Source organism: Rhodococcus sp. NPDC056506 (genome assembly GCF_042794945.1).
Lineage (GTDB): Bacteria > Actinomycetota > Actinomycetes > Mycobacteriales > Mycobacteriaceae > Rhodococcus_F.
Genome location: NZ_JBHTSW010000085.1, coordinates 1 through 6,032, shown reverse-complemented (window position 1 = coordinate 6,032; position 6,032 = coordinate 1). Strand labels below are relative to the sequence as shown.

General features: G+C 63.6%; 7 protein-coding genes and 1 rRNA gene. 4 read left to right on the top strand and 4 right to left on the bottom strand.

The window, feature by feature from the left end; translation table 11 throughout:
* On the bottom strand, nt 1-494 hold a 494-nt coding region (locus tag ACFQ6H_RS29655), incomplete at its 3' end, for a beta-ketoacyl synthase N-terminal-like domain-containing protein (protein WP_378650419.1).
* Nucleotides 495-601: 107 nt separating this feature from the next.
* Here ACFQ6H_RS29655 and mce point away from each other — a divergent pair.
* Together mce and ACFQ6H_RS29645 are read left to right on the top strand one after the other, a co-directional pair.
* Nucleotides 602-1,075, top strand: a complete 474-nt coding sequence (mce, locus tag ACFQ6H_RS29650; protein WP_037131968.1) for a methylmalonyl-CoA epimerase — start codon at nt 602-604, stop codon at nt 1,073-1,075.
* Nucleotides 1,076-1,115: 40 nt separating this feature from the next.
* The gene (locus ACFQ6H_RS29645; protein WP_378650417.1) at nt 1,116-2,159 is read left to right on the top strand and encodes a hypothetical protein; all 1,044 of its coding nucleotides are present in this window, start codon (nt 1,116-1,118) and stop codon (nt 2,157-2,159) included.
* 7 nt (nt 2,160-2,166) lie between these two features.
* On the opposite strand, the gene ACFQ6H_RS29640 is transcribed toward ACFQ6H_RS29645, so the two are convergent.
* Both ACFQ6H_RS29640 and nucS read right to left on the bottom strand, forming a co-directional pair.
* A complete protein-coding gene (locus ACFQ6H_RS29640) occupies nt 2,167-2,511 on the bottom strand; it encodes an ATP/GTP-binding protein (RefSeq protein ID WP_378537840.1) in 345 nt (114 codons plus the stop codon).
* Between the two features lie 19 nt (nt 2,512-2,530).
* Nucleotides 2,531-3,205, bottom strand: a complete 675-nt coding sequence (gene nucS / locus ACFQ6H_RS29635; protein ID WP_064444085.1) for an endonuclease NucS — start codon at nt 3,203-3,205, stop codon at nt 2,531-2,533.
* Between the two features lie 42 nt (nt 3,206-3,247).
* Between nucS and ACFQ6H_RS29630 the strand changes: the two genes are divergently transcribed.
* Complete coding sequence (locus ACFQ6H_RS29630) at nt 3,248-4,840, top strand: adenylate/guanylate cyclase domain-containing protein (RefSeq protein ID WP_378650415.1); 1,593 nt, start codon at nt 3,248-3,250, stop codon at nt 4,838-4,840.
* Nucleotides 4,841-5,022: 182 nt separating this feature from the next.
* Nucleotides 5,023-5,649, top strand: coding sequence for a dihydrofolate reductase family protein (locus ACFQ6H_RS29625; RefSeq protein WP_378650413.1), 627 nt, complete (start codon nt 5,023-5,025; stop codon nt 5,647-5,649).
* 290 nt (nt 5,650-5,939) lie between these two features.
* Here ACFQ6H_RS29625 and rrf read toward each other — a convergent pair.
* Nucleotides 5,940-6,032 (bottom strand): 5S ribosomal RNA (rrf, locus tag ACFQ6H_RS29620); the annotation flags it as partial.

Genomic DNA, 6,032 nt, shown 5'->3' with positions numbered 1-6,032 from the left:
TTGACCTGTTCGGTGAGCAGGCCCATGGCCTGGTCGGTGAAGATGTCGTGGAGGCCGTCGTAGGCCATGTGGTCGCGCATCGTGACGTCGCCGTACTTGAAGCCTTCGCGGCTCTTTTCGAGCATGTGGGGTGCGCGGGACATCGATTCCTGCCCGCCGGCGACGACGATGTCGAATTCGCCGGCGCGGATCATCTGGTCGGCGAGGGCGATGGCGTCGATCCCGGACAGGCACACCTTGTTGATGCTCAGGGCGGGCACGTTCATCGGGATACCGGCGGCGACGGCGGCTTGGCGGGCGGGCATCTGGCCGGCGCCGGCGGTGAGGACCTGTCCCATGATGACGTACTCGACCTGCTCGGGCGCGACTGAGGACTTGTCCAGGGCGCCTTTGATGGCGATGCCGCCGAGGTCGGACCCGGAGAGGTCTTTCAACGATCCGAGGAGTCGACCCATCGGGGTACGAGCTCCCGCAACAATCACAGAACTGGTCACGATTTCCTCCGGCTGCAAAAGAGACATAGTCGTCGGTTCCGTGCGGCCTAAGAGCCAAGTCACATCCCGACGTGTACTCCTCAAACGGTAGCGCTACCGTGAAAGGTATGACACAGACCTCCCCCAGTTCTGCACTCGCGCCTTTGTCCTCCGACCTCGTCGTCGCGATCGATCACGTCGGAATCGCGGTGCCCGATCTCGACGTGGCAATCGCGTGGTACACGCAGCACCTGGGCATGGTGTCGACCCACGAGGAAATCAACGAATCGCAGGGCGTCCGTGAGGCCATGCTCTCCGTCGTCGGCTCCCCCGCCGGATCCACTGCCGTTCAGCTGCTCGCGCCGCTGGACGAGAACTCGACCATCGCCAAGTTCATCGACCGAAGCGGCCCCGGACTCCAGCAGCTCGCCTACCGGGTCACCGACATCGACGCCATCTCCGCCGAGCTTCGCGACCGCGGGGTTCGGTTGCTGTACGACGCTCCCCGACGCGGTACGGCCAACTCTCGCATCAACTTTATTCATCCCAAGGATGCCGGCGGCGTCCTCGTGGAACTGGTCGAACCCGACGCGAGCCACTAGCAGACCCGACTCCAGCTCGTATGCCAGGTAGATTGTCGCCATGGCATACGAGCAGGACCGCGGTTCGATCCAACTTCCGTTCCAGATCGCACGGAAGGGATACGACCGTGACGAGGTACGTAACTACTTCGAGCGATTCGACGCGGAGCTGCGCGTTACCGCAGCCGATCGTGATGCTGCCGCCGCGCAGGCCCGTGATCTTGCCAAGCAGCTCGACGATGCACGCGACGACATCGACGACCTCCGCAAGGACGTCGACCGTCTCTCCGTTCCACCCACCACTGCGGAGGGCATGAGCGATCGCATCAGCCGCATGCTCCGCCTTGCCTCCGACGAAGCTTCGGAGGTTCGCGCGAAGGCCGAGGCCGACGCAGCCGAGATGACCTCCATCGCCGAACAAGACGGCGCCCGCCTACGTGGGCACTACGAGTCGTTGATCGCCGAGCTCGAGGACCGTCGCAACGCGATGGAAACCATGCACGAGCAGACCATGGCGCAGGCCCGTACCGAAGCCGCCCGGATCGTCGAAGCTGCACAGGCCGAGCGGGATCGACTGGCGGCCGAGTCCGAGGCCAAGCGCACTCAGATCCGCGAAGACTTCGACATCTCGATGTCGGAGCGCCGCGCCAAGGTCGTCGCCGCCGTTAACGAATTGGAGTCGTCCAGCAAGGCAGAGGCCGAGCGTCGACTCGCCGATGCGTCGCACGAAGCTCAGCGCAGGCTGCAAGCCGCGACGGATCAATCCGAGCGCAAGATCGCTCACGCGAAGGAACTCACCGAAGAACTGCGCGTTCTCCGCGGCCGAATCCTGGCCCAGCTCTTGGGAATTCGCGGACAACTCGATTCGGTTCCGGCCATGCTCGCATCGGTCAATCGCGAGAGCGAACTTCTCGATTCACCGCCTGCTCCGGTCATCGTCGAAGCCGAGGAAGATCTCGAGATCGAAGACAAGAAGGTCGACGCAGATAAGGTCGACGCAGAACCGAGTATCGACGAAGACGACGTTCTCGAGGACTCGGACGAGACGAACACCGCCGAGATCGACACCCGCGCCGTCGAGCAGCGAGCCCAGTCCAGGAACTGAACGACGCTCAGGACCACCGTCTGGTCAGGCTGCGAGTTCCGCGGCCTGACCAGCACCCGGTGTGCCAGTGCCGACGCTCGTTCGCTCCGCCCGGTTCCGAAGGCCAGGTCACCACGTGTGCGACTCCCGGCCTGATGTCGTGATCACAGCCGGGGCACCGGTAGAACTTCGTCGCGTTGGAGCCGGGTATCGGCCGCACCATGTACATTTCACCGCCCGGCCCTGGCTCCTCCCGGACCAGCGCGCCGCCGAACAACACACCGCTAGGTGACGCCGACTCAGCGCTCGAGTTCTGAGTACGCCGAGGATCCGTTCGACGGGTTTGCTTCGGCGAAGGTTTGCGGCGCGGCATGGTTCGAGTCTAAACAGCGTCAGAAGAGTCGGAACTCGGTGCTTTCGGTGCCGCGCAAGGCCTCGTAGTCCAGGACCAGGCAGCGGATTCCACGATCGTTCGCCAAAGTCTTTGCCTGCGGCTTGATCTGTTGCGCTGCAAAAACTCCCGTGACCGGTGCGAGGAGCGGATCGCGGTTGAGCAACTCCAGGTAGCGCGTCAACTGCTCGACACCGTCGATCTCGCCGCGCCGCTTGATCTCCACCGCCACCGAGGCGCCGTCCGCGTCACGGACCAGAAGGTCGACCGGCCCGATGGCCGTCATGTACTCGCGTCGTACCAGGGTGTAGCCGGGGCCGAGCGTCTCGACATGCTCCGCCAAAAGTTCTTGAAGGTGTGCCTCGACACCGTCCTTGATCAAACCCGGATCGAGACCGAGTTCATACGACGAATCGTGCTCGACCTCTTCGAGAGTGATCCGAAGTTCCTCGCCTGCCTTGTTGGTGACGACCCACAGGACGTCGTCGCCGTCTCCGGTGGTCTCGACCAACCAGCACGGCGGACTCATCCAGTTGAGCGGCTTGTACGCCCGATCGTCGGCATGAATGCTGACCGAGCCGTCGGCCTTGACCAACAGCAGTCGTCTTGCGGTAGGGAGGTGGGAGGTCAGGCGTCCCACATAGTCGACACGGCAACGAGCAATAACTAGGCGCACCGGACCACCCTAAGCGATCATTACGACTACTCTCGACACACTATGCAGCGAAGCCGTGTCCCGAGTGCGCCCCTGGGGTCGTGGCTGCTCGGATCCACCGACGAAAGCCCCAGGCGCCGCCGAATCCGCGTCCAGGCACTACTGACCGCCCCTCTCCTGGTCACCAACCTGATCGGAGCGGTACTGGCGATCGTGCTCGTCGGATTCGTGGTTCCCGGACCCGAGATCATCCACCCCGAATTCGCGTGGATCAACTTCATTGCCGTGCCCGTCTTCATCGGGTGTGTCTTTCTCATCGGACTTCTGTGGGGCACCAAACGGCTGATGCGGGATCTTAGGTGGGCCACCGAGGATCACCCACCGACAGAGCAGAATCAACGCGCGGCGCTGCGCGGGCCGTGGCGACTGACCCGAGTGCAAGCCGTCCTGTGGACGGCCGCGCTCATCACCTTCACGACCATGTACGGAATCGTCGACCCCGACACCATTCCGAAAGTTCTGTTCACCGTGGCTTTCAGCGGTATCACCACATGTGCCTTCTGCTACCTGCTCAGCGAGTTCGCACTCCGCCCGATTGCTGCGCGTGCACTCGAATCCGGAGCACCCCGCAAGGCTGCCGTTCTCGGACTGACCGGCCGGACAATCCTCGTCTGGCTGCTCGGAAGCGGAGTCCCCGTCACCGGCTTGATGCTCGTAGCGGTCTTCAGCTTCATCCGACCCGCTTCGTGGCAAGCACTCGCGACCGCGATCCTCGTCATCGGCGGGATCACTCTGTGCGTCGGACTCGGGCTGACGTACATCAACATTCGGTCCGCCGCGGCTCCCATTCGGTCCGTGCGACGAGGCATGGAACAAGTCACCCGTGGTGACCTCACCGCGTCCGTCGTCGTGTACGACGGAACCGAGCTGGGGCTGCTGCAGACCGGCTTCAATCGCATGGCCGAGGGACTGCGCGAACGAGAGCGAATTCGCGACCTCTTCGGGCGCCACGTCGGACACGAGGTCGCCGCAAACGCGGTCCGCCGCAACCCGGAGCTCGGCGGGGAAGAACGTGACGTTGCCGTTCTCTTCGTCGACGTCATCGGTTCGACCACCATCGCGGCCACCAACTCCCCGACCGCGGTGGTCGCTCTACTCAACCGATTCTTCGACGTCATCGTCGACGAGGTCGATGCTCACGGTGGATTCGTCAACAAGTTCGAGGGCGACGCAGCGCTGGCGATCTTCGGAGCGCCGACAACGCTCCACGATCATGCCGGCAGTGCACTTGCCGCCGCCCGCAAGATTCAACAGCGCCTGCGTGCCGAAGTTCCGGAAGTAAGCGCGGGAATCGGCGTCGCTGCGGGTATTGCCGTTGCCGGAAACGTCGGTGCACGCGAAAGATTCGAGTACACCGTCATCGGTGATCCGGTCAACGAGGCAGCGCGCCTGTCGGAGGTCGCCAAGACGGTTCCGGGTAACCTCGCCGCATCCGGACGGGCTGTGGCTGCCGCTGACAGCGCCGAAGCTGCCCACTGGTCGATCACCGAGAACATCACCCTTCGTGGCCGTCTCGAACAGACCGAGCTCGCGGTTCCTTGCGACGCCCTGGAGTCCGAGGCCGCTCCGGCAGACTCGGTCCCCGTTCAGCCCTGAACTCCAACCCCTGCCCTGCCCTGCCCTGCCCTGCCCTGCCCTGCCCTGCCCTGCCCTGAGCGAACGGCACTTTCGGTCGATCCAAGGCGACGAACGCCACGTTCGCTCGATGACTTTCCCACTTCTCGTCGGTCTATATCGGTACAGCGGAAATCCGACGAGCCTGGGAGATGGGTACGACTATGAAACTGACGACCTTTACCATCGTCACTCTCGACGGGGTGATGCAAGGACTCGGTGGGCCGGACGAAGATCGGCGTGGTGGATTCGAGCGCGGCGGGTGGTCCGCGCCGTTGGTGGACACCGAAGCGATGACTTTCCTCGTCCAGGTCTACCAGCGTGCTGACGCGTTCCTGTTCGGCCGACGCACGTACGACATCTTCGCCGACTATTGGGGCGCGTTCGAGAATCCGGAGGTCAACCCCATTGCCAGCGCCTTGAATTCGCGGCCGAAGTATTTGGCGTCGACGACGCTGACCGATCCACAATGGAAGAACACGACCGCGCTCACAGGCGACACCGCCACCGCGATCGGCGAACTGAAAGCCAGACCCGGCGGTGAGCTTCAGGTGCACGGCAGTGGCAACTTGTGCCGCTGGCTTCTCGCGAACAATCTCGTCGACGAGATGATCCTGCTGATCGCGCCGGTGGTCCTAGGCCAGGGCACGCGACTCTTTCCCGACTCCGGACCTGACGTCGCACTCGAGCTGGCCGAATCGCGGGCCACTCCAAAGGGTGTGACGATTCAGCGGTATCTGCCTACCGGCCGGCCGAAGTATGCAACAGCCACCGCCGACGGCATCGACTGATCCGGGCAAAGCGCCTGTCGTCCTCAGTCGTGCCCCCGCCCCTAATGGTGTGAACGTACCGTTCATCTCGTTAGAAGCGGTGAGAGTGCCGTTCGCTCGATCCGGGGTGGTGGTGTGCCGGCCGGCGACCGGGGTGCTGCGATCGGGTGAACGGTACGTTCATCTCGCTGGAGGCGACGGACGTGCCGTTCGCTCGAAGACGGGGGCGGGTTGGGGGATGGTTTGGGGGTGTTTTGGGTACGAGGAAGCCCCCCAACCACGAATGGTTGGGGGGCTTGTCGTTAAATTGTGTTCGGCGGTGTCCTACTCTCCCACACCCTGTCGAGTGCAGTACCATCGGCGCTGAAGGGCTTAGCTTCCGGGTTCGGAATGGGACCGGGCGT

What these genes read in the sequence shown, in the direction of transcription:
- ACFQ6H_RS29630 (WP_378650415.1), top strand. Translation starts at nt 3,248, where the DNA reads ATGCAGCGAAGCCGTGTCCCGAGTGCGCCCCTGGGGTCGTGGCTGCTC.
- mce (WP_037131968.1), top strand. Translation starts at nt 602, where the DNA reads ATGACACAGACCTCCCCCAGTTCTGCACTCGCGCCTTTGTCCTCCGAC.
- ACFQ6H_RS29640 (WP_378537840.1), bottom strand. Translation starts at nt 2,511, where the DNA reads ATGCCGCGCCGCAAACCTTCGCCGAAGCAAACCCGTCGAACGGATCCT.
- ACFQ6H_RS29625 (WP_378650413.1), top strand. Translation starts at nt 5,023, where the DNA reads ATGAAACTGACGACCTTTACCATCGTCACTCTCGACGGGGTGATGCAA.
- ACFQ6H_RS29645 (WP_378650417.1), top strand. Translation starts at nt 1,116, where the DNA reads ATGGCATACGAGCAGGACCGCGGTTCGATCCAACTTCCGTTCCAGATC.